We start from the raw sequence: 20,930 nt of genomic DNA, 5'->3' as shown, positions 1-20,930 counted from the left end.
AGTCAGTTGTTAGTATAGTTGAGAGCTTTTTGAAAGCCGGAGTAGTGAATCGTGGTGAAGGGTACGGTATTGATCTTAACTCAGGGGCGCTTCGGAGGGACGGATTTCCTTCTCGCACGCCTCAGTAATTGGTTGAAGTTCAACCAATACGACGTTGACGTAGTCACACCTGCCGAAACAGCGAAACTGAAGGAATACGATATTGTCTTTCTTCCAACCTCCGAGATAAGTCGGCTCTGGCTTTTTGCAGCAACATCCGTAAAGTTTAAACACATCTGCGTATGGTGCATGGGGTATGCAGCATTTCGCGGTGCGTACTTATCCATAGCTGACGAAGAATATTCCCAGCACAATAGTACGAAGGGACTCAGAGGCAAGGTGATTGAGGCTTTAAAAGGAAGAGCGAGGCAATCACTTGAAACATTTATAAAATGTGAATCTATAGTATTTACCGATGAGGTCGGAGCTTATGCTGATCTTGGTGGCTTGGCGATTAATAAAGATATACAGGATATAATTTGCCCAATCGTAATAGACAAAAGTCCTGTTGCCTCTTTTGAATACTGTGCCCCGGCAGACGTTCTTCGAGTTGGTTGGGTTGGTCGCGTTGATATGGATTTTAAGTTTTATGCCCTGGAGCGGGTTATAACTGATATGCGCTCTTTGAGGGGGGGGGTACTGAAGCGATACAAACAGATCGTGTTTTATATTGTTGGTAGTGGCGATGCTATTGATGCTTTGAAGGAGTTTGTTAATTCTGACTCAAGTATGGAATATCATCTGATTCCGTCCGTTGATAAAGATAACCTTAGTGGATTTATCCGCGATAATATTGATCTTATGTTTGCTATGGGGACCTCTTCTTTGGAGGCTGCCAAAAATAAAGTCCCTACTGTAGTAGTCCCTCCCAGGGCTCGTAGACACGATTCACAGGTACCGCCGTACCGATGGGTGTCAGAGTCTAAAGGCTATTCATTAGGCGAGTTAAGTTATGCCGGTGTAAAGCCGGTGCAACCATCCAGCTCCATGGATGTGCTTATGGAGCAGTTTGTCGGAGGTGCAGATGAGATATCACGCGCGGCACATAAATATTCGAAGCTTTTTGAGGCAGAATTGGTTTTTAAAAAAATGAATGACTTGGCGTGTAAAAGTGTCCCTTCAACCATGATGTATGTAAAGTCATTCGAGCTATTTGTATTGAACAAATTTAAAGCGGCCATCAAAAGAGTGTTGGGGCGGTCTTTATGATTTTGGTCAAAAGAAGTGAGCTTATCTTTGGCCTGTTTTTGTTGTTTAATTTTATCTTGACTCTCTTTGTGGCTTTGACGTTGGGTGAAGAAGGTGGCTATATTAGTGGCTTTCTATTCAATATATTTTTGGTCTCTATTACACTGCTTCTTGGCCATTTTTGCTTTCAAGGCAATTATAAAGGCGCGTTGAGTATTCCTTCGCTTGTATCGATCTCAATATTTTTTTTCATGTGGGCTCGTCCATTTTTGACGTTGTTTTTTGACAAGGATGTCGTAGAAGCTGGGATAGTTTTAAGTCAAAGTTCTGTACGTAAATCAATCGTGATACTGGCACTGGGGTTTATATTCATTGCTTTTGGGTACATTTTAACTCAGAGGTTAAGTTTAAAGTTGGCAAGAGGGTTGTTAAAGGTTCCAGTTCTGGCTATGCCTCGACTAGTCAATGGTTTGGTTATATTTCTTGCCTTATGCAGTGGAATATACTTTTTAGCTAAGTCTTTCATTCTAGCTCAAAAGTATATGGTGGGGGATTATTTTGCCGCACTGGAAAATCCTGAATTTCATGCGCATATTTTTACGTTTTTTATCGCAAAAAACCTTTTGTTGTTGTGGGGCGTTTTTGGAAGGGACTCTAATCGATTGTTAATTATTTCATTTGTCTGGGTGTTTTTCGCTCTAGGCTTTTTAATGATCGGTCTTCGAGGGTATTTTTTTGCATATTTGTTTTTATTCGTATTTGTTTATGGTTTGGAACGACGGGTTAACTATTTTTTCTTAATGGCGTTGGGGATAGGATCACTGATTTTTGCCAACATGTTGCTTGAATACAGGCTAGGGTTTGAGGTCGCAAGTGGGGTAATGGCTAAGATAGCTCAAACACTGCATGGACAGGGTGCATCGTTCGAAGTTTTATATGGGGCAGTAAATTTTGATAGTGCAGTGACTGACTGTTTGAACTCTACGGACCAGCCGTTTGGCATATGCGTTGATCAGGCTCGCAATATAAATTTTGTTAGTGGCGGTTTTTCTACAAGTTTCTTTGCTGAGGCTTACCATCAAGGATGGTTGTTCTATCTATTGTGGTGTCTCCTTTTTGGGTGTTTGGTTCGCACGTTGGACTGGGTGGTCGCAATATATAAAGAAAATCTTACTGCTCCTGGAAATCATGGGGGGGTTATCTTTTTGGTGCTGTCAGTTTTGCCAAATCTTGTGTATTTTTCTCGCTCTAATATGCATGAGTTTTTACTAAAATTTTTACAGGTTTCAATTGCGCTAGTGATCATTGGGATTGTCTTGGCGAACGTAAATAAATATCGCGGAGTATCTAGGTGAACATGCATATTAACGTAATGCTTCAGGGTGGGTTGGGTAATCAGCTATTTCAGTTTGCGTGGGGGCAGTATGTAAAGTCTATTTCAGGGGGCAGCGTTTCATACGATAGCAAAATGCTGCTTGGTAAAGGTATTCATGGTGGAATTCGTTTATCAGATTTGATTGATTTTGATCATGACCAAACCTCCAAAAGCTGTATTTTTTTTGAAAAAAGTATTGTTGCCAAGGCAGCCCGATTAGTCGTCAGGAAGTTAAAATTACGTAAGTTGGGTGGGTATCTTCTATATGATTATGATGCGGATACAGAGTTTGATTATTCACGTAATTCAGTAAGTGCGAAGTTCCATTTTGGCTATTTTCAGTATGTTCAAAGCGCTTTGTTTTTTCGTGAAAAACTTCTTTCGCTTATACTTGATAAGCATGCGGCGCTGCTCGTTAAGGGTAGAGAACTATACTCTGACAGTATTGGTGTTCACGTTCGCCGGGGCGACTTCTTATTATCTACGGATCCTCGCCATGCAGTGATGGGCGAAGAGTTTTATTTCAAAGCTATTGAGCGTTTCAAAGGGCGCCGCTTTGTAATATTTACAGACGATAAAGAGTGGTGCGAGACAGTATTCAAAGGGCAGGATTTTAAAATCTGTGGGTTGCTTGGGACTGAAGTAAAACCTGCAATCGCCGATTTTTTAAGTTTAATTTGTTGTAAAGATTACATTATCGGTGCGAGTACTTTTGCTTGGTGGGCTGCTTTTTTAAGTTTAAACAGTGAGCCGCTGGTTTATATGCCGGACTTAAATCTGTCATTTCAAACTGAAGCAAGTAATAAGCTAATTGGCTGGAATTATATTTTAGGCGAGTAATGCCAGTTTAGTTTGATTCATGAGGTTTTTGAGAGAGGCGGGCGATGTTTTGTATGGCCAGTCTTTGTGTACGGCTTTGCGGCACTGTGCGGATGAGTGCTGGCCGAAATCAGTGTTGACGCGTTCATGATGGCCAGCTTAGGCAAGGCAGCTGAGCATTGTCTGGCTGAGAAAACGCACGGCCAGAACTGCTGCTTGAAAACCGCCACCATACTCGCATAATAGGTGACTCGCACTGCCTCCTCATCCACTTCACAAGCTTTAGAATTTTTTGCTGAACAGTGACATTTGGCATGCATCCTGTAGATTCGCATCTCACCACGCTGTTCGGTTTCGAATAGGCGTCATAGGCCTCTTCGAAGGTAATCAAAGGACGATATTATGTTTGTTCCAATTATCATGGCGGGTGGTTCGGGCACTCGCTTGTGGCCATTGTCTCGTCAGCTTCACCCAAAACAGTTTCTACCACTGGTAGATAGCCAGTTTTCGATGCTGCAAGCCACAATCAATCGATTGGATGGCTTGACCCATGCCTCGCCACAATTGATCTGCAATGAGGAGCATCGTTTTTTGGCGGCGGAGCAATTACGTCTGCTTGGTCTTGAGGAAATTAATATCCTGCTTGAGCCCGTGGGCCGCAACACCGCTCCCGCGATTGCCTTGGCGGCGCTCCAGGCTACGGCTGAAGGTGCTGATCCTCTGATGCTGGTGTTGGCCGCTGATCATCTTATCCAAAATATTGAAGCTTTCCATGATGGGATACGCGCTGCCGTAGTATTGGCTGAAGCGGGTAAGCTTGTTTCCTTCGGTATTACGCCCACGAGACCTGAAACCGGCTACGGCTATTTGCAGCGGGGGGCCTCAGTTGGAGATGAAGGGTTTGAGGTTGCTAGTTTTGTTGAGAAACCTAACGCAGAAACTGCTCAGGCTTACATTTCTAACGGCGGTTATTATTGGAACAGCGGCATGTTCATGTTCAGGGCCAGCCGTTATTTGGAGGAGTTGCAGACCTTTGAACCCGATATTCTTTTCTGGTGTCGTGAGGCACTGGCGAAAGGACAGCGTGACATGCATTTCACACGAATCGACCGCGAAGCATTCTTGCAATGCCCTGATAACTCAATTGACTACGCAGTTATGGAGAAGACTCAGCACGCCGTCATGATACCGCTTGACGCGAATTGGAGTGACATCGGCTCATGGGCGGCATTATGGGAAGCCGGTACTCGTTCCGAAGAGGGCAACGTGCTGACGGGAGACGTGATTTCAATCGGAACGTCGAACAGTTATATTCATTCAGAGAGCCGTTTGGTTTCTACGGTCGGTATTAATGATCTTATCGTTGTCGAAACCAAAGACGCAGTACTTGTAGCGCATAAAGATCATGTTCAAGATGTAAAAAAGATTGTTGAAAAGTTGAAGGCAGACGGAAGAAAAGAGCACGTATTTCACCGAGAAGTCTACAGGCCTTGGGGGATCTATGATGCTATTGATAGCGGTCTTCGTTATCAGGTGAAAAGAATAACTGTTAAACCAGGGCACAAGCTTTCAGTGCAAATGCATCACCACCGCGCTGAACATTGGATTGTCGTCAGTGGTACGGCCAAGGTCACAAATGGGGAAAAGACCTATCTTGTGACGGAAAATCAGTCGACCTATATCCCGATAGGCGGTGTTCATGCGCTGGAAAATCCAGGTGTCATACCTCTGGAACTTATCGAAGTGCAGTCGGGTTCTTATCTAGGAGAGGATGATATTGTCCGATTTTCAGATAACTACGGACGGTGCTGAAGTGGCAGGTTTCGATGAAACACAGGATCCGTTTTTTAGTGTTGTAATGTGTTGTAATCGCGATGAGGGTTATATTCATCAGGCGATTCAAAGTGTCTTGGATCAGAGTTTCAGTTTTTTTGAATTCGTCATTGTTTTGAATCGTTGTACGGACGAATTATATGAATCTGTAGCCGCGATACAGGATCCGCGAATTGTATTGCTTCGTACAGAAATAGGTCAGTTGTCGTTTAATTTAAACTTGGGTGTCAATAGCGCGAGGGGTAAGTTTATAGTTAGGTTTGACAGCGATGATGTCTGTCATATTGATAGGCTTGAGGAGTCTTACAAAATTATTATAAAAGACCCAGAAACGGATATTGTTGCTGGCTCTTGCCGAATAATTGATGCTGACGGTAAAGTCGTTGGTTCCCGAGTGCTGGTACAGCACGACTGGCGTTCTAGACTCGCTTATACGAACCCTTTTATCCATCCGGCAACGGCAATCAGAAGAGATCTGATTCTTTCAGCGAGAGGATACTTGGGGGGATTTCAGAGTGAGGATTATGACCTTTGGATGCGATTAGCTAAGCGCAGAGATGTAAAGTGTGTGTTCACGTCATTCCCAATGATTGACTATAGAGTTTCCGACTTTCAATCGAAGGGTAGCCGTCAGGCCTACGCAGAAGTTGCATCTTATTTTTTGAGGGAGCTGCTCATTGAGCCTGGCTTTAAAAGGCTAATCAGTCTCATTGTGTCTGTATTTAAAGTTTTTTTAAAGTCGAAAAAATAGTTTTCAGTGTGAGGTGGTTTCGTGAAAACAGTTTTAGTTACTGGGGGGACCGGATACATTGGATCTCATGCAGTTGTAGAATGTCTTCAGAGTGGCTATCAAGTAGTGGTCCTTGACGACCTCAGTAATAGTTCCAGTGAAGTGCTGGTTAGAATCAAAGATGTTACAGGTGTTGGCCCTATATTCTTTGAGGGGAGTATCTGCGATGGTGAGTTGCTTGCTAAAATATTTAGTGCCTATTCGATTGACTTTGTAATTCATTTTGCTGGCGTTAAAGCGGTTGGCGAAAGTGTTGAGGATCCTTTAAAGTATTATAATAACAATGTACTTGGTTCGATTGTGCTCTGCCGGACCATGGCCAGAATGAATGTTTATAGATTGGTATTCAGTTCGTCTGCGACGGTGTATGGCGAGTCCAGTGAAATGCCGCTTCGGGAGGACTCGCGCAGCGCCGCCCCTACCAATCCTTATGGTCGCTCTAAGTTAATGGTCGAGCAGATGTTGCTTGATTTGGCTCATTCTGATTCCCGATGGTCTATCGCAATTCTGCGTTATTTCAATCCTGTAGGTGCTCATGCAAGCGGATTGATAGGGGAGCATCCCAAAGGCACTCCTAATAATTTGTTCCCTTATATCAGCCAAGTCGCTGTTGGTCTCCGTCCCTCTGTGTCTGTTTTCGGTAACGACTATCCGACTCCCGATGGTACTGGCATCAGGGACTACATCCATGTTGTGGATCTAGCTAAGGGGCATTTGTCTGCCTTGGATTATCTTGATACACATGAGGGTTGCTTTGTGTGGAATTTGGGAACGGGGAGAGGCTATTCGGTGTTGGAGGTAATAACGGCATTCTCCACGATTAGCCAAATGGATATACCCTTCCAATTCCTTAAACGTCGTCCTGGCGACTTGGCTGAGTGCTGGTCTAATCCATCCAAAGCAAAGGAAGATCTAGGATGGACCGCGTCGTTGGATTTGAATGCAATGGTCGGGGATTCCTGGCGTTGGCAAACTCTGAATCCTCGCGGTTATGATCGGGAGGAAGAGAATTGAGAATTTTGTATGTTATTACCCGTTCTGATGTCATAGGAGGGGCAAGCGTTCACCTTCTCGATCTTGCCACCGGCCTTCAAGACGCGGGGCATGAAGTCGTCGTTGTCGTAGGCGGTCACGGTATTTTCGTCGACCGGGCCAGAGAGCGAGGACTCACATGTATTTGTGCGGCACATCTGGTCCGACCGTTGAATGTGGTCAGCGATTTTCGCTTTTATTTCGAGCTTCGGCGAATTGTGTTGGCCTGGAAACCGGATATTGTTCATGCTCACTCTTCAAAGGCCGGGATAATAGGGCGTTTAGTTGCAAAAAAACTTTCTATCCCGTGTGTTTTCACAGCACATGGTTGGGCTTTTACCGAAGGTGTATCAACGTCTCGACGCATGTTGTATCGTTGGATCGAGCGCGCGGTTGCGAACCTGGCCAGCAAGATTATAACTGTCTCTGATTATGATCGTTCTTTGGCGCTGAGGTCAGGTGTAGGCGATGCAGATTTAATTGTCACGATTCATAACGGTATGCCTTCGGTTGGAGAAACAGCCCCTGTCATGGGAACATCCGATGTAACGCGGCTCATCATGGTCGCAAGATTTGATGCACCCAAAGATCATCTGTTTTTAATCCGCGCATTAGCGTCACTGGTTTGCCGTGATTGGACTATGGAGTTTGTGGGGGACGGCCCTACTATGCCGCAGGCTAAACGTCTTGTTTCGGAATTGAATCTGGGGGATAAGATCTCCTTCTCGGGGGCTTGTTCTGATGTCTCGGAGCGGTTGTCTAAATCCGACGTCTTTTGCCTTATCTCGAACTGGGAAGGATTGCCATTAACAGTGCTGGAAGCGATGCGTTCTGGCCTGCCGGTCATCGCGTCGCGCGTGGGCGGCGTTCCAGAGGCGGTGACACAGCAAAAGACCGGAATATTGGTGGACAAGCATGATCATGACGGCCTAGTTTCCGCATTGAGTACCTTGATCAGCTCGCACGATTTGCGTAGGAAGATGGGCGCCACGGGTAAGTCAAGATTTTTTAGTGATTTCACTTTTGAGTTGATGCTTCAGCGAACAATCAACGTTTATTCAAACGTCATCAAGGTGTGATATGCGTGTTCTGGTAACGGGAGCCACCGGATTTGTTGGGCGCGAGTTAATTCGAGCATGCGTAGATTCTGACTGCATTGATGTCGTCGCTGCACTACGCAACGCCCAGAGTTACGGAGCGCCAAACGTTGATGTTGTAGTCATTGGCGACATCAGCGAGGCTGCCAATCGGGAAAGTGCGCTTAAAGGTGTAGATGTAGTCGTCCACCTGGCCGGTAGGGCGCATGTCGTAGGTGAGGCACATGCGGGCGCGCTTGCAAAGTTCAGAGCCGTAAATCTTGAGGGAACCAGGAGGCTCGCCGAGCAAGCACGTGAGGCTGGAGTGAAACGATTTGTCCTTATCAGTTCGATTGGGGTCAATGGTGCTCAAACCCTAGGTAACGCATTCAGGGAGGATTCAACTCCCGCGCCTCATGCAGACTATGCCGTTTCCAAGCTTGAGGCTGAGCAGGCATTACGCCAGATTGCTCAAGGCTCTGCGATGGAGTGGGTAATTGTTCGGCCCCCGCTCGTCTATGGCGCCCAGGCTCCGGGAAACTTTGGGCGACTGCTTAAGTTGGTGTCATCGGGTCTTCCTCTGCCTCTTGCTGCTGTGGAAAACTCAAGAAGCATGATCTCTCTAGAAAATCTGGTGCAGTTTTTGCTTCTTTGTATCACTCAGCCAGCCGCTGCGAACCAGCTATTTCTGATTTCTGACGGTGTTGCAATGTCAACGCCTGAGATCATTAAACACCTGGCAGTGGGTATGGGCGTGAAAGCCCGTTTGCTTCCATGTCCACCAGTGTTGATGCGGTGGGGCGCCAGCCTGATTGGTAGGCGGGGTATGTATACTCAGTTATGCGAATCTCTGGTTATTGATTCAAGTAAAGCCAACTCTGTGCTCGAATGGGTCCCACCACTAAGCCCCGAGCTTGCGCTACAAAAATGTGGTCGCGAGTTCTTGGCGATAAAATCATGATGCAAATTAACTTTTCGTAGCTCCAAGGACGTGCCTTTTTTATGAGTGTGTGGTTTTTATTTCCTCTCGCGGTGTTTTTGTCCGCAGTGTTGACTGGCGGTATTCGCCGGTACGCCATTAGTCGAAGTCTGATCGACGTTCCTAATTCGCGCAGTTCGCATACGGTTCCCACGCCAAGAGGTGGTGGAGTCGCAATAGTGCTGACTTTTTTACTGTTCGTGCCTATCTTCGGTATGACAGGCTATTTGGAATGGCCCGTAATTTGGTGCATCGTCGGAACAGGTGCGGGCGTTGCAGCTCTTGGCTTTCTTGATGATCACGGTCATATTGCGGCTCGCTGGCGGCTGCTCGGTCATTTCTTGTGTGCAGGGTGGGCGTTGTATTGGCTGGGCGGTCTTCCTCCCCTTGAGTTCTGGGGGGCAGCGATTGATTTACAATGGTTCGGCGTAATTTTGTCTGCCTTCTACCTTGTGTGGTTGTTGAACCTATATAATTTTATGGATGGTATAGATGGACTTGCAAGCGTAGAGGCTATATGTGCGTGTGTTGGGGTCTGCATTGTCTATTGGTTAACTGGCTTTACAGCTCTGATTGGACCACCGTTACTCCTGGCACTGGCCGTCGGTGGATTTCTCATCTGGAATTTCCCTCCAGCGCGTATTTTTATGGGGGATGCGGGTAGCGGTTTTCTGGGAGTGATGCTAGGCGTTCTGTCACTTTACGCTGCTTGGAAGGCACCGTTTTTCTTCTGGGTATGGTTGGTTCTTTTAGGGGTGTTTATAGTTGATGCAACCTATACGCTATTATCTCGCTTGCTGCAGGGGCGTCGGGTGTATGAGGCTCATCGAAGTCATGCTTACCAGCATGCGGCACGTAAGGCCGGCAGTCATTTAGCGGTGACCGGAGTTGTTGCCGCAATCAATGTATTCTGGCTGTTGCCAATAGCGATCTGTATATCTGTGTATAGGCTGAACGGTCTGCTGGGGATCGCTATTGCTTATCTACCATTGATAGTCTTAGCTTATAAGTATCGGGCCGGGACAGATGGTTACACCTCTTAATGAAGATGTATCAATTCTCGAATGACGGTCGTTATCCCGGTTAAAAGGGAATCAACGGTCTGTTGTGCTAGAACAATAGCTGCGTAAGGTGCTGGAAATTATGGATAAAATCAGAGCATTTTTGCTGAGCCTCCCGCGTAGGCAAAAGCGAATCCTACAAGTCGCTGCTGACATTTTGCTGGTTTGGATCGCGCTGTGGATGGCTTTTTTGGTGCGGTTGGGGCTGGATGAGCTGGTTAATCCTTTTACTACGCACTTTTGGTTGTTTTTGAGCGCACCTATCGTAGCCATCCCGCTTTTCGTACGATTTGGAATGTACCGTGCCGTTATGCGCTATTTTGGTAACGATGCACTTATCGCCATTATCAAAGCTGTCAGTTTATCGTCTCTCATTCTTGGCGTAGTTGTCTATTGGTATAGCAATCACCAGAACGTAGTTCCTAGATCTATCGTTTTTAACTACTGGTGGCTTAGTTTGATATTGGTTGGCGGACTACGACTGGCAATGCGCCAGTACTTTCTCGGTGATTGGTTCTCGGCGGCGCAACACATGCCCTTTACTAGTCGCGAGGATGGTTTGCCCAGGGTTGCGATCTATGGTGCGGGCGCTGCTGGCAACCAATTGGTGGCTGCATTACGGATGGGCCGTGTCATGCGCCCGGTTGCTTTCATTGACGATGACACCAGTATTTCCGACCGCGTAATTTCTGGGTTGCAGGTCTATAAGCCCAAACATATTCAGCGCATGATTGAGGCTACAGGTGCTCAGGAGATTTTACTTGCAATTCCTTCTTCCAATCGCGGTCGTCGACGTGAAATTCTAGGGTTTCTCGAAGGTTTCCCCCTGCATGTTCGCAGTGTTCCCGGGTTTATGGATCTCGCCAGTGGGCGTGTAAAAGTTGATGACATCCAGGAAGTTGACATCGCGGATCTACTGGGGCGGGATGCAGTGCCGGCGCAAGAGGAGTTGTTGGAGCGCTGCATCAAGGGGCATTGCGTATTGGTCACGGGCGCAGGCGGCTCAATCGGCTCCGAGCTCTGTCGACAAATACTGAGCTTACACCCAACCACCTTGTTGTTGTTCGAACATAGTGAATTCAATCTGTACAGTATTTTGTCCGAGTTAGAGTTGAGAATTGCGAGGGAGTCGTTGCCTGTTAAATTGCTCCCGATTTTAGGCTCGGTGCGTGATGAGAAAAAGTTAGTAGATGTTATGAGGACCTGGCGCGTTGACACAATCTATCATGCCGCTGCATACAAGCACGTACCAATGGTCGAGCACAATATCGCAGAAGGGGTGTTAAATAATGTGATTGGAACGCTCAACACTGCTCAGGCGGCTTTGAAGGTAGGGGTCGCTAACTTTGTGCTTATCTCTACTGACAAAGCGGTTCGCCCTACCAATGTTATGGGTAGCACAAAACGCTTGGCTGAGTTGACCTTGCAAGCTCTCAGCCAGGAGGTGGCTCCTGTATTGTTCGGTGAGAAGTCTAATATATCGCGAGTTAACAAAACGCGTTTTACGATGGTGCGCTTTGGGAACGTTCTGGGATCTTCTGGCTCGGTTATACCACTGTTTTACAAGCAGATTAAGTCGGGAGGCCCGCTCACTGTCACCCACCCGAAAATCACGCGTTACTTCATGACTATTCCCGAGGCCGCGCAGTTGGTGATCCAGGCAGGCTCTTTGGGACAAGGCGGCGATGTTTTTGTTTTGGATATGGGAGCGCCAGTTAAAATTATCGAGCTGGCCGAGAAGATGATTCATCTTTCTGGCTTTAGCGTTCGCTCCGAGAAGAAACCTCATGGAGATATTTCCATTGAGTTCACTGGTTTGCGCCCGGGTGAAAAACTCTACGAAGAGTTGCTCATAGGTGATAATGTCATTGGAACACAGCACCCCATGATTATGAGAGCCACCGAGGACTATCTGTCTTGGGAGTTGCTAAAAGAGAAACTGTCTGAGTTGCTCATTGCAGTGGATAGAGATGACTATGCCCGCGTTCGTCAACTGTTGCGTGAAACAGTAAGCGGGTATAAGCCTGATGGTGAGATTGTTGATTGGATTTATCAGCAACGCCGTTTTGAACCTTGAACCTAAGCAGCTCACGCCTTAGTAGAATTGTGTTGCAGTATCTTCGTTGACAGATGAATCCGGTCGGCGCGTTCTACAAGTTTATAGATGGTTGGAGCAGGGAAGTCTACAAGCGATAGTTGATATCGTTATCGCTGTGGGTTCCTGCTCCGTCCTACCATGCTTGTTGGTTAAAAGCTAACTCAGGCTCGGATGCTATTAAGCAGTGAGAACGCCTCCGAGATTGAGTAGTGGTGATTGCCAATGAACAGGCCGAATTTGTCGATATGTTCGGCATTCTTCAGTTCACCATGAACCTCGGAGTCAAAATATTTTACAACCTCGTTTTTGGCGAAGTTACCGGCCACAATCGGGCGACATTCAAATCCGAGGCTGTTCAGCTTTTCAACGAGCGCCTTGCGCGTCAGCTTGCTTTCAGGTCGTATCACTAGACTGAAACCAAACCAACTGGACTTGCCAATCTCTTGTTGAATGATGATGTCCGGGTGATCTGCCATGTCTGCCTGTAGCAGAGCACCGTTTTTACGCCGTTCCTGAATGAGTTTTGGAAGACGCTTGACTTGTTCTACACCCAACGCGCCTTCGAGTTCCAGCGGTCGAACATTGTAGCCAGGTAAAACGAAGCGGAACGACTCTTCGAATGGGTCGTCACTTTTTTCGCTGCAGACCAAGTTTTGCTTGGGCAGGTTTCGGGTCCAACCATGAGCGCGCAGAGAGAGCAAGATTTGATAGAGCTCTTCGTCGTCGGTGACTATCAGGCCGCCTTCCATCGTCGAAATGTGATGACTGAAAAAGGAGCTGAAACTACCCATAACGCCGAAGGTACCAGCTTGTTTGCCGTTGTAAGTTGCTCCCATCGACTCGCAGTTATCTTCGATCAGAACAATCTTGCGGTCCCCGATAATCTCTTGAATGCGCCCGAAATCGTTCGGATTGCCGAGAAGGTTTACGGCCATAATGGCTCGGGTCTTATCGGTGACTGCTAGCTTCAGCTGTTCCAGATCGTAATTCAAAGTGTGAAGATCAATGTCAACAAACTTTATTTTCAAGCCGTATTGATACAGCGGGTAGTAGGTAGTGCTCCATGATACGGCGGGAACTATGATTTCATCGCCGCGTTCAAGTTTCAGATCCGAATTTTTAGTATAAAAAAGAGCGGCAACGATCAGGAGGTTTGCGGAGGAGCCAGAGTTAACCATTACGCAGTGCTTGCTGCCTACGAACTGCGCGAAGTCTTGTTCAAATGCTTTGACGTTTTCGCCCATCGTGAACATGCCGGTGGCAATGACACGTTGCATCGCGTCTAGCTCTTCTTTTTCCCATGTAGACGCAGCCAGAGGGAATCTAATACTCATTGTTGATGCTCCAGATAATAGCTGTAGGTCTTTTCAATGCCCTCTTGCAGGGTATGACGTGGTTTCCAACCCCATAGTGACTGCCGCTCGATATTCACTAGTTTGCGCGCCATTCCAACCGGCTTGGTCACGTCATGTATGAATTGGCCTCTGTAGTCCATCACTGCGGCTGCGGCGTGATAGTACTCGTTGATAGAGTGATCATGTCCCAGGCCTACGTTCATATTCAGGGGCAGCGAATCGAACTTGTCTACGGCCTGTATGATAGCGTCGGCGAGATCTCCACCATACATGAATTCACGCCTTGCATTGCCGTCGCCCCATATCTCCACGGTGGGATCATTATTTGTCTTTGCTAAGTGAATCTTATGTATGATCGCAGGCAATAGATGTGAGTGCGAAGGTTCGAACTTGTCGAATCGACCGAAGATGTTGCATGGGATTAAGGTCTTGTAATGAAAGCTCGGATCCTCTCGCGTAATATATTCACATAAGCGTGCTGTCGTTATTTTCGCTAATGCATATCCCTCATTGGTTGGCTCCAGCTCGCCCTTCAGGATCATGTCTTCGCTGAGGGGCTCAGAATGATTACGGGGGTACATGCAAGAACTGCCCAGGTTGATTAGACTTTTTACGCCAGCCACGCGAGCTGCCCACACGATATTGCGGCCCATATCGAGGTTATCCAGCAGAAACTTTACGGGCTCTCTGATATTTGCTTGAATGCCACCCACTTTACCCGCTGCATGAATTATCAAGTTCGGCTGGGAGCGCTCGAGATAGCTCTGGACTGCTTTGAAATCGAGCAGGTTCAGCTCAGTACTTGGCGGGGCGAGCACTTCAAAATCGTTAATGCGGGAGTGTTCGAGGAGATTACGCCCCACCATGCCACTGCCGCCGGTCAACAAGATTCGTATTTTTTTCATCTAATGGATTGCCAAATACAGTTATTCGTTATAGCTGAATGTGGGGTACCCGTGCTGTTTGATGAGTTCATCTCTTTCGGCACTTTTTAGGTCCTCACGCACCATTTCACTGACGAGTTCAGCAAACGTGATCTTTGGGCTCCAGCCAAGTTTCGCCTTCGCTTTGGAAGCATCACCCAACAGCGTTTCGACTTCGGTAGGGCGGAAGTATCGTGGATCGACCGCAACGATACATTTACCAGCATCGTCATACCCTTTTTCATCTTCGCCTTCACCTTTCCAAGTGATGGCCATTCCCAACTCTTTAGCCGCAGCGTTTACAAAATCACGTACGCTATATTGGACTCCGGTTGCAATGACGAAGTCTTCAGGTTTTTCCTGTTGAAGCATCAGCCACTGCATTTCGACGTAGTCTTTCGCATGGCCCCAGTCTCGAAGTGAGTCCATGTTGCCTAGATAGAGGCACTCTTGCAGGCCAAGTTTTATACGAGAAAGAGCGCGGGTGATTTTTCGTGTCACAAAAGTCTCACCGCGGATTGGGCTTTCATGATTGAACAAGATACCATTGCAAGCGTAGATGCCATAAGCTTCGCGATAATTAACGGTAATCCAATAGGCATACAGTTTCGCAACTGCATAAGGGCTGCGTGGGTAAAAAGGCGTAGTTTCTTTCTGTGGGGTTTCTTGCACCAGCCCATAAAGTTCTGAGGTTGATGCTTGGTAAAACCGAGTTTTTTTCTCGAGACCTAGAATTCGGATTGCTTCCAGGATACGTAGGGAGCCGAGTGCGTCTGAGTTTGCTGTATATTCCGGCTCTTCAAATGAAACGGCCACATGACTTTGCGCTGCAAGGTTGTAGATTTCATCCGGTTGAACTTTTTGAATGATATGGGTCAGGCTTGATGAGTCCGTCATATCTCCGTGATGAAGGAAAAAGGGCAATCCTTTATCGTGAACGTCATGGAAAAGATGGTCGATGCGAGCTGTGTTGAATAATGAGCTACGTCGTTTTACACCGTGAACTTCGTAACCTTTGTTCAGTAAGAATTCAGCAAGATAAGCGCCATCTTGTCCTGTTACACCGGTAATGAGTGCTTTCTTAATCATTTCTTCTTCCATAATTGTTTTTGAAACTTTGAGTGTTGCTTTCGCCGAGAGATATTCGCCTGAATAACGATGATTCATAACTCAATTATTTCAGGGTGTTAACTGCCGCGGGGCACCACAGCGTCGTGATAACGTTTTTTGCGTATTGGCTGTGTTTTTCTAGCCCCATCGTAAAAACGGCCTCGGTTTGGGTGTCGAGTTGTTCCGGCTGTTACCGAGAGCGGTTCAGCCAAATTTGAAATCATAAATTATGTGTCACTCGGCATTGCGTTGAGCCGAAGGCCCATAGCTTAACCCACATCGGGAGCCTGACAAATTTTAACTCATACCATGACTCGAGACCATTTTTTCACTGAAAGGTCTGTTCGGTGTTGTTCGTATCGCTCAACCGTTGATGCATTCGCTCCTGTTGGAAATTCAGTGATCGAGCGTCCACCTCGGGGTGCTACATACCTTGTAACCGAGTCTTTTTTGACTGCCTGCCAACATCACCTAACTTAGGAAAGCAGCTTCGGAAAAGCTGCTTTCCTCTTATCGATGTCATGGAGCGTCACGAATGCAGAACACCTATCTCACTTCCCTGATTTTTGCCTTTCTCACCACCGTCTCCGCCACCGCCACCGCTGCCCCGTCCATCAAGCCCGAAGCCCCGACCCCCATCACCGTGCAGATGTCCAAAACTGAACAATCCGCCAAGGTCAATCTTAACGCCGCCGACGCCGAAACCCTGCGCACCGAGCTCTTCGGCATTGGCGCGGCCAAAGCCAAGGCGATCATTGCCTACCGCGAAAGCAATGGTCCGTTCACGGCAGTGGATGAGTTGTTGGAAGTGAAGGGGATCGGCAAGGCGTTGCTTGAGAAGAACCGTGAGAGACTGGTGATCAACTAAGCGAACTGAAGAGGCCGGTCACTGACTGGCCTCTTCATCTTTTGAAACCTGGATCTTCAAGTGCTCACGCACCACATCCGTTATTCGTACGGCCAGTGTGGGATCCTCGACACTCCTCGCCAGCACCAGCGCACCCACCAACGTCGACATCATTAACAAGCCTGGTGCATCACCCCGGCCATCCGCCATGGCCGCTTCAATCTGCTTGACCCGTGCACCAAGCACCGCGTCCGTCGTTGCACTGTGCTGGCCTCTAAGTCCCAGTTCAGAAGACATGGTTGGCAGCGGGCAACCTTGATCGGGGGAGGTCAGGTGCCACTCCGACAGGTAGCTGTCAATAAACGCTTCCAGTGGCCGCTCCTGGCTGAACAGCATCTCGCAGTGTGTATCCAGCTCTGCCGCAGCAGCCTGCAGCGCTTTCTCTACCAGTTCGTTCTTTGACTTGAAGTGTGCGTAAAACCCGCCATGTGTGAGGTTCAGCGATTTCATCAACGGCAGCAGGCCCGTGGCGTCGATGCCGTCGCGGCGAAAGCGTACGGAGGCTTCCTTGATGATGCGTTGGTGGGTCTGGGCTTTGTGGTCGGGTGAATAACGCATAGGACGGCCTCGGTTACAGGCTGGCATTTTAACCAACTTGAGCCTTTTTACACGCATGCGCGTTGGCATGAATCGTGATTACCTCTAGGTTGAAGATTGTTCAACAATCATGAGGTGTTCATGACACTCAGTTTGTCATTAGCCGACCAGATCGCCCTTGAGCTTCGCGCCGACATTATCGGCGGGCGGCTGTTGCCTGGGACGCCGTTGGTCGAAGTGGAACTGGTGAAGGCTTACAGTGCCTCGCGCAATACCATCCGCGAAGCATTGCATCGCCTGGGCCAGGAAGGACTGACGCGCTATGTGCGCAACAAAGGCGTAATGGTCCGACGCCTGGAACGGGACGAGGTGCGTGATTTGTTTGTGGTCCGTCGGACCCTGGAGCTGCAGGCCATCGCCCAAAGTGGTCCCCTGACAGAGGCTCAGTCCGAGCGTATGCAAAACGCTATCGACGCGACCACCCTGGCCCGTGAGCGCGAAGATTGGCGCGCTGTGGCCACCCATAGCCTGGTGTTTCACCAACAGATTGTCGCGCTGATGCGCAGCCCCTTATTCGACGGTTTTTTTGCCCAGGTCATCGCCCAGCTGCGTCTGGTGTTTTGCGCCGCGCCTGATGAGCAGCGTTTTCAATCGCCGTGGTTGGAGCGCGATCGTGAGATTTTCACCTTATTGGTCCAGCAGGACAGACCGGCAGCAGGGGAGGCGATGAGCTTGTACCTGGATGATTCGGAGCACCTGTCATTGGCCTTGTTTAACCACCCCTGATCGAGGATCTGCATCATGTACAAAGACTATCCGGCCGCTTACCAGGTCAGTAAAGGTTCGGCGTTGCAGGTCGACACGGCGTTTTACGAGCGCATTCGTGACCGAAAAGATCAGCGCAGGCTGGTTGAGCAGTTTGAGGTGCCGATTCGCACGGGCCGGGCGTGGAAGGTGCCGGCCGGGCATGTGTTCCGTGTGACCACGCCGGTCGGCCCGCAGGTGGGAGACTTCAACGTGTGGAACGCCAACGACCCTCGCGAGCGCTTGTGGGCGGCCCGTACGCGCCAGTTGCAGGGGGCGCATGTCAGTACTCATGACCGGCTATGGTCGAACCTCCCATTCCTACGGCCTCTGGTGACGATCACTGACGACAGTTTGGCCAGCTACGGTATAGACGAACATGGCGGGCGCTTGCACGACTTGCTGGGTACCCGTTGCGATCCCTACGTGAACCGCATGCTCACTGGCGAAGACTTCCACCACCATTGCCATTCGAACTTGACCCGTGCGGTGTTGCCCCATGGTCTGACGGAATTCGACGTGCATGACGTGCTGAATATTTTCCAGTGCACCGGCCTCAATCATGACGACATGTATTTCATGAAGGCTTGCCCTGCGCAGAAGGGCGATTACCTGGAGTTTTTTGCCGAGATTGATTTGCTGTGCGCGCTGTCGACGTGCCCCGGTGGGGATCTGTCTTTGCCGATGTGGGGGCCGGAGGCGCAGGACCCGCTGACGGTGTGTCGTCCGCTGGGAGTCGAGATCTACAAGCTGGAGGACGAGTTGCTGAACGGCTGGAGCCAGCCGGAACGTGCTGCCTACAAGGGGCAGCACGGGTTGCATATTGCCAAGGCGGCTTGGGAGTAGCCCAAGTTTCAGCGATCCTGCGCGTCCTTGGCATCCGCCTGGGCGTTGCGCTCGGCCACGCGCTTGCGTTGTTCGTCGGTGAGTTCCACCTTGTTGGCGCTGTCACGCAGCATCATCAAACCACCGACGATCGAACCGATCGCGACCACCATAATCAACCACGCATACCACGGCATAAGGCTCTCCTTGAGGCAGATTGCCGCGGGAGAACTTTCCCACGGGAATAACTGCTTTGAGTGACGGGCTTTCTTACTAGTTCAGTGTAGGCCCGTTCTGCCTCTCAGTAGATCAGAGCCCGGTCAACATCGCATCCGCCGGTGCATCGGCACGGTCTTGCGCAGTCATCTGGAAGTAGGCAAACCCCACCGCCATGAAGCCCAGGAAGATCAATCCGATCAGTGCGTTGAACCAGGCCATGGCCACCAGGCATACCACCGCCAATACCAACGCAATGCCCGGCACGATGGGGTAACCCGGTGCGCGGAAGGTGCGTTCCAGCAACGGTTCGCTTTTACGCAGTTTGAACAGGCTGAGCATGCTCATGATGTACATCACAATGGCGCCAAAGACCGCCATGGTGATCATTGCGGCGGTCAGCGTCATGCCGCCCAGGTTGATCAGGCCATCGCTATAGATCGCCGCGATGCCGACCACGCCCCCGGCGATAATTGCCCGGTGCGGTGTCTGAAACCGCGACAGTTTGGCGAGGAAGGAGGGTAGGTAGCCGGCGCGGGCCAGGGCAAAGAACTGGCGCGAGTAGCCAAGAATAATGCCGTGGAAACTGGCTACCAGGCCAAACAGACCGATCCACACCAGCATGTGCAGCCAGCCGGAGCTGTCACCCACCACGGTTTTCATGGCTTGTGGCAAGGGATCGTTGATGTTGGACAGGGTGCGCCAGTCGCCCACGCCGCCGGCAAAGAACATCACGCCCATGGCCAGGATCACCAGGGTCAGGATGCCGCTGATGTAGGCCTTTGGAATGGTGCGCTTCGGATCTTTCGCTTCTTCGGCGGCCATGGCCGCGCCTTCGATGGCGAGGAAGAACCAGATCGCAAAAGGAATCGCGGCAAACATGCCGGCAATCGCGGGGGCGCCAAAGGTGTCTGAGCCGGCCCAGCCGTTCAGGGCGAAGTTGCTGAAGCTGAAGGCAGGCGCCACGACGCCCATGAACACCAGCAGCTCGGCGACGGCGAGTACACATACCACCAGTTCAAAGGTGGCGGCGAGTTTTACGCCGAGGATGTTCAGGCCCATGAACACGATATAGGCTCCGACGGCTGCGTGCTTCGGGTCCAGTGCCGGAAACTGCACATTCAGATAGGCGCCGATGGCCAAGGCGATCGCAGGCGGTGCGAAGACGAATTCGATCAAGGTTGCGAGCCCAGCGATCAGTCCGCCCTTTTCACCAAAAGCGCGTCGGCTGTAGGCAAAAGGCCCTCCAGCGTGAGGAATCGCGGTGGTCAGTTCGGTGAAACTGAAGATGAAGCAGGTGTACATCGCAGCGACCATCAAGGAAGTCACCAGAAAGCCCAGCGTCCCAGCCACGCCCCAGCCATAGCTCCAGCCGAAGTATTCGCCGGAAATCACCAGCCCGACCGCGATGCCCCATAAATGCAGGGTGCCCAAAGTGGGTTTGAGTTGTGTGTTCATTGTGTTGCTCTCCCTGAACCGTGTGGAATGATTCAAGGTGTTGCAGCGGCCATGCCAGGAGGGGAATCACTGTCGTAAAGCTGCGCAACTGTCGCCAAGGGAACGGTTTGGCGTTTGAAATTTGCCCGCCTTGCACCAGATAGGTGCTGTGTTGACTGAGCTGGCGCCTTCGCGGGCAAGCCCGCTCCCACACTCGACCGAGTTGTCATGGCGAGCGGTGATCAAAGTGTGGGAGCCGGGCTTGCCCGCGATGAGGCCCTCCCATTCAACAAAAATCCCCCTGTAAACCCCGCATAAACCCACTCTTTACGCCGTCTTTACGCCCTGCCTGCTCCCTCGCTCTCGTTCCTTTACGCCACTCCTGCCGACAATTGCCCCACACGCGGCACTCGCCGCTAAACGGAGAGACTTCCATGAGCGTTCTGGACGGGGTGTCACTGCTATTGGCCGTGGCACTGTTCATTTATCTGCTGGTTGCGCTGTTACGCGCGGATCGGAACTAGGA

20 protein-coding genes are annotated in these 20,930 nt (G+C 49.5%); 14 read left to right on the top strand and 6 right to left on the bottom strand.

What is annotated here, in order from left to right; all coding sequences use genetic code 11:
• Positions 1-51 precede the first annotated feature (51 nt).
• The 10 genes from ACP7BX_RS01245 to ACP7BX_RS01200 all read left to right on the top strand — a co-directional run bounded on the left by ACP7BX_RS01245 (position 52) and on the right by ACP7BX_RS01200 (position 12,269).
• Positions 52-1,248 carry a hypothetical protein gene (locus ACP7BX_RS01245; RefSeq protein ID WP_426132017.1) on the top strand — a complete coding sequence of 399 codons (1,197 nt, stop codon included), beginning with the start codon at positions 52-54 and terminating at the stop codon, positions 1,246-1,248.
• A complete protein-coding gene (locus ACP7BX_RS01240) occupies positions 1,245-2,582 on the top strand; it encodes a hypothetical protein (RefSeq protein ID WP_314531329.1) in 1,338 nt (445 codons plus the stop codon). The genes ACP7BX_RS01245 and ACP7BX_RS01240 overlap by 4 nt, the downstream gene beginning before the upstream one ends.
• 2 nt (positions 2,583-2,584) lie before the next feature.
• Positions 2,585-3,442 (top strand): alpha-1,2-fucosyltransferase, encoded by an 858-nt coding sequence (locus ACP7BX_RS01235; RefSeq protein WP_426132035.1) that lies wholly within the window; start codon positions 2,585-2,587, stop codon positions 3,440-3,442.
• A 381-nt stretch (positions 3,443-3,823) separates the two neighbouring features.
• Positions 3,824-5,233, top strand: coding sequence for a mannose-1-phosphate guanylyltransferase/mannose-6-phosphate isomerase (locus ACP7BX_RS01230; RefSeq protein WP_314531332.1), 1,410 nt, complete (start codon positions 3,824-3,826; stop codon positions 5,231-5,233).
• Complete coding sequence (locus ACP7BX_RS01225) at positions 5,199-6,005, top strand: glycosyltransferase (RefSeq protein WP_426132018.1); 807 nt, start codon at positions 5,199-5,201, stop codon at positions 6,003-6,005. Before ACP7BX_RS01230 ends, ACP7BX_RS01225 begins: the two co-directional genes overlap by 35 nt.
• Before the next feature lie 21 nt (positions 6,006-6,026).
• Entirely contained in the window at positions 6,027-7,058 is a 1,032-nt protein-coding gene (gene galE / locus ACP7BX_RS01220) for a UDP-glucose 4-epimerase GalE (RefSeq protein ID WP_426132020.1), read from the top strand.
• The gene (locus tag ACP7BX_RS01215) at positions 7,055-8,155 is read left to right on the top strand and encodes a glycosyltransferase family 4 protein (RefSeq protein ID WP_314531339.1); all 1,101 of its coding nucleotides are present in this window, start codon (positions 7,055-7,057) and stop codon (positions 8,153-8,155) included. Before galE ends, ACP7BX_RS01215 begins: the two co-directional genes overlap by 4 nt.
• 1 nt (position 8,156) lies before the next feature.
• Positions 8,157-9,113, top strand: coding sequence for an NAD-dependent epimerase/dehydratase family protein (locus ACP7BX_RS01210; protein WP_426132021.1), 957 nt, complete (start codon positions 8,157-8,159; stop codon positions 9,111-9,113).
• Positions 9,114-9,154: 41 nt separating this feature from the next.
• The gene (locus ACP7BX_RS01205) at positions 9,155-10,174 is read left to right on the top strand and encodes an MraY family glycosyltransferase (protein ID WP_426132022.1); all 1,020 of its coding nucleotides are present in this window, start codon (positions 9,155-9,157) and stop codon (positions 10,172-10,174) included.
• A 100-nt stretch (positions 10,175-10,274) separates the two neighbouring features.
• Positions 10,275-12,269, top strand: a complete 1,995-nt coding sequence (locus ACP7BX_RS01200) for a polysaccharide biosynthesis protein (protein WP_426132023.1) — start codon at positions 10,275-10,277, stop codon at positions 12,267-12,269.
• 182 nt (positions 12,270-12,451) lie between these two features.
• Here the strand turns inward: ACP7BX_RS01200 and ACP7BX_RS01195 are convergent, their stop codons facing one another.
• From ACP7BX_RS01195 to gmd, 3 genes are read right to left on the bottom strand one after another with little or no spacing between them, the layout of a single operon-like run.
• Positions 12,452-13,624: a DegT/DnrJ/EryC1/StrS family aminotransferase gene (locus tag ACP7BX_RS01195; protein WP_426132024.1), complete on the bottom strand. Its 1,173-nt coding sequence runs from the start codon at positions 13,622-13,624 to the stop codon at positions 12,452-12,454.
• Positions 13,621-14,550: a GDP-L-fucose synthase gene (locus ACP7BX_RS01190; protein ID WP_314531349.1), complete on the bottom strand. Its 930-nt coding sequence runs from the start codon at positions 14,548-14,550 to the stop codon at positions 13,621-13,623. Before ACP7BX_RS01190 ends, ACP7BX_RS01195 begins: the two co-directional genes overlap by 4 nt.
• Before the next feature lie 21 nt (positions 14,551-14,571).
• On the bottom strand, positions 14,572-15,657 hold the full coding sequence (gmd, locus tag ACP7BX_RS01185) for a GDP-mannose 4,6-dehydratase (protein WP_314531618.1): 1,086 nt from the start codon (positions 15,655-15,657) through the stop codon (positions 14,572-14,574).
• 556 nt (positions 15,658-16,213) lie between these two features.
• On the opposite strand from gmd, the gene ACP7BX_RS01180 reads away from it, so the two are divergent.
• A complete protein-coding gene (locus ACP7BX_RS01180; protein WP_314531351.1) occupies positions 16,214-16,546 on the top strand; it encodes a ComEA family DNA-binding protein in 333 nt (110 codons plus the stop codon).
• Between the two features lie 18 nt (positions 16,547-16,564).
• Here the strand turns inward: ACP7BX_RS01180 and ACP7BX_RS01175 are convergent, their stop codons facing one another.
• Complete coding sequence (locus ACP7BX_RS01175) at positions 16,565-17,143, bottom strand: TetR/AcrR family transcriptional regulator (protein ID WP_426132025.1); 579 nt, start codon at positions 17,141-17,143, stop codon at positions 16,565-16,567.
• A 120-nt stretch (positions 17,144-17,263) separates the two neighbouring features.
• Here ACP7BX_RS01175 and ACP7BX_RS01170 point away from each other — a divergent pair, with 120 nt between their 5' ends.
• Together ACP7BX_RS01170 and ACP7BX_RS01165 are read left to right on the top strand one after the other, a co-directional pair.
• Complete coding sequence (locus ACP7BX_RS01170; RefSeq protein WP_426132026.1) at positions 17,264-17,908, top strand: GntR family transcriptional regulator; 645 nt, start codon at positions 17,264-17,266, stop codon at positions 17,906-17,908.
• Positions 17,909-17,923: 15 nt separating this feature from the next.
• Entirely contained in the window at positions 17,924-18,772 is an 849-nt protein-coding gene (locus ACP7BX_RS01165; protein ID WP_061435811.1) for an urea carboxylase-associated family protein, read from the top strand.
• Positions 18,773-18,780: 8 nt separating this feature from the next.
• Here ACP7BX_RS01165 and ACP7BX_RS01160 read toward each other — a convergent pair whose 3' ends face one another.
• Together ACP7BX_RS01160 and eat are read right to left on the bottom strand one after the other, a co-directional pair.
• Positions 18,781-18,948 carry a DUF2897 family protein gene (locus ACP7BX_RS01160; protein ID WP_003172675.1) on the bottom strand — a complete coding sequence of 56 codons (168 nt, stop codon included), beginning with the start codon at positions 18,946-18,948 and terminating at the stop codon, positions 18,781-18,783.
• 112 nt (positions 18,949-19,060) lie between these two features.
• Positions 19,061-20,425 carry an ethanolamine permease gene (gene eat / locus ACP7BX_RS01155; RefSeq protein ID WP_038844515.1) on the bottom strand — a complete coding sequence of 455 codons (1,365 nt, stop codon included), beginning with the start codon at positions 20,423-20,425 and terminating at the stop codon, positions 19,061-19,063.
• A gap of 413 nt (positions 20,426-20,838) precedes the next feature.
• Between eat and kdpF the strand changes: the two genes are divergently transcribed.
• The gene (gene kdpF, locus ACP7BX_RS01150; RefSeq protein WP_003218754.1) at positions 20,839-20,928 is read left to right on the top strand and encodes a K(+)-transporting ATPase subunit F; all 90 of its coding nucleotides are present in this window, start codon (positions 20,839-20,841) and stop codon (positions 20,926-20,928) included.
• Positions 20,929-20,930 lie beyond the last annotated feature (2 nt).

Origin of the sequence: Pseudomonas sp. DWP3-1-3b3 (assembly GCF_049896305.1) — a bacterium.
GTDB lineage: Bacteria > Pseudomonadota > Gammaproteobacteria > Pseudomonadales > Pseudomonadaceae > Aquipseudomonas > Aquipseudomonas azotoformans_A.
Note: the sequence above shows the minus strand (reverse complement) of the source record. Positions and strands in the feature narration are given on the sequence as shown.